Source organism: Streptomyces sp. NPDC005070 (assembly GCF_053600395.1).
Genome location: NZ_JBSFZS010000461.1, coordinates 1 through 1656 on the forward strand (window position 1 = coordinate 1; position 1656 = coordinate 1656).

2 protein-coding genes are annotated in these 1656 nt (G+C 67.6%); one reads left to right on the forward strand and one right to left on the reverse strand.

What is annotated here, in order from left to right; translation table 11 throughout:
* Positions 1-479, reverse strand: a 479-nt coding sequence (locus ACWEBX_RS40245; RefSeq protein ID WP_451889651.1) for a hypothetical protein, incomplete at its 3' end; no start/stop codon positions are given.
* A 292-nt stretch (positions 480-771) separates the two neighbouring features.
* Between ACWEBX_RS40245 and trhA the strand changes: the two genes are divergently transcribed.
* Complete coding sequence (gene trhA / locus ACWEBX_RS40250; RefSeq protein WP_451889652.1) at positions 772-1530, forward strand: PAQR family membrane homeostasis protein TrhA; 759 nt, start codon at positions 772-774, stop codon at positions 1528-1530.
* Positions 1531-1656: the final 126 nt, after the last annotated feature.

The following is a 1656-nucleotide window of genomic DNA, read 5'->3' on the forward strand; positions in this document are numbered from 1 at the left end:
CAGCGGGCCCGGAGTCGGGAAGCATGGTGCGCTGGACGAGCTGCATGACGGGGAGGCTGAGCGGGGCCGCGGCCAGATAGCCGGCCAGCCGCCCGCTCGCCCGCTGCGACGCGCTGGGGCGGTGTCATCTGATCGACAGCCGAGAGGATCTGGCGGGCGAGGCCAGTACCCTCGCCGGTGAGTGAACGCAGCACCAGAGCCTTGATGTTGGCGGGAAGCAGATACGCGGTGCCTGACGTCCTCCACAGCTCCGACCAGAAACGCTCTCCCGCTTTGGTGGGGGCCGGCAGCGCGGCCAGCAGCCCGAGGAGATGACCGGTGGCCGCATAGCCGTCGGAGTGGGCAGCTGCGACGACCGCGATGCCGGCGACGCGCTCCACATCGAGGCGGCCTGCCTCGACATGCGCAGCCAGACCCAACTGATATTCCACCTGGTTCGTGAGCGGGGCGGATACGTGGGGACGGACCTCAGGAAGCATCGACGATCCTTGCGCGTAGGCGGGCGAAATACCGGTCGGAAGTTCTGATCGTTCCCATGAAGAGCTGGTCTACTCAGGTGTGGCAAGCCCAATTGACCCCAGGAGTAACGGGCTTGCAGCACCACCAGTTGCCGAGTACCAGGCGGTGGGCGGTGCGCACGGCAGTAGCGAGCGACCTCTCAGAACGCCGTCCGGTGTCGTCTTCTAGCATGCCTCCATGATCACCGGTGGCGCCCAGGAATCCGAGGGAGGGCGAGAAGCTGTGTCCCGTGACGCTGCTGAAGTCGAATACATGGACGTCGCCTCACGGCGTGGAGAGAGCCGCGAGGACGGCCCGTCCGTCGAGTCGCAAGCCGACGAAGCAGCAGGGGAAGCCCGCCCGGTCGCTGCTCTGGTAGATCGGGCGGCCGAACTGGTCGAGCCGGTCAAGCCGAGGCTGCGTGGCTGGCTGCATGCGGGCATGGTTCCCCTCTCGCTGATCGCCGGCGTTGTACTCATCTGCCTGGCCCGCACCCCGCAGGCGACGGTGGCCTGCGCCGTGTACTCGGTCACCGCCTGGATGCTGTTCGCAACGAGCGCCGTCTACCACCGCGGCACCTGGGGATCACTGGGGGAGGCACTCCTGCGACGCCTCGACCACGCCAACATCTTCCTCATCATCGCTGGCACCTGCACCCCGCTGGCCGTGCTTCTCCTCCGGCCGGAGCAGCGGTCCGTACTGCTGTGGATCGTGTGGGCAGGCGCACTGGCCGGCATCGCGTTCCGGGTGTTCTGGGTCGCAGCCCCGCGCTGGCTGTACACGCCGTGCTACCTGGCCCTGGGGTGGGCGCCGGTGCGGTATCTGCCCGATTTCCTGCACACCGGGGGAGTGGCCGTACTCGTTCTGATCGTGGCGGGCGGTCTTCTCTACAGTGCGGGCGCGGTCGTCTACGCCCTCAAGCGGCCTGACCCCTCACTGCGTTGGTTTGGCTTCCACGAGGTGTTCCACGCCCTGACGATCGCCGCCTTCGCGGCGCACTACGTCGCCATCTCCCTGGCCGTCGACCTTTGATCTTGGCCGGTGCTTCGGCGTTTACGCCGGGGGCGAAGGCCGTCTCAGAGCTGCTCTGACCCGCACGTGAGCAGGGGTCCGCAGTGTTCGCCTCAGCCCGTCACGTGGGGCGCTTCTGGTTCTCGA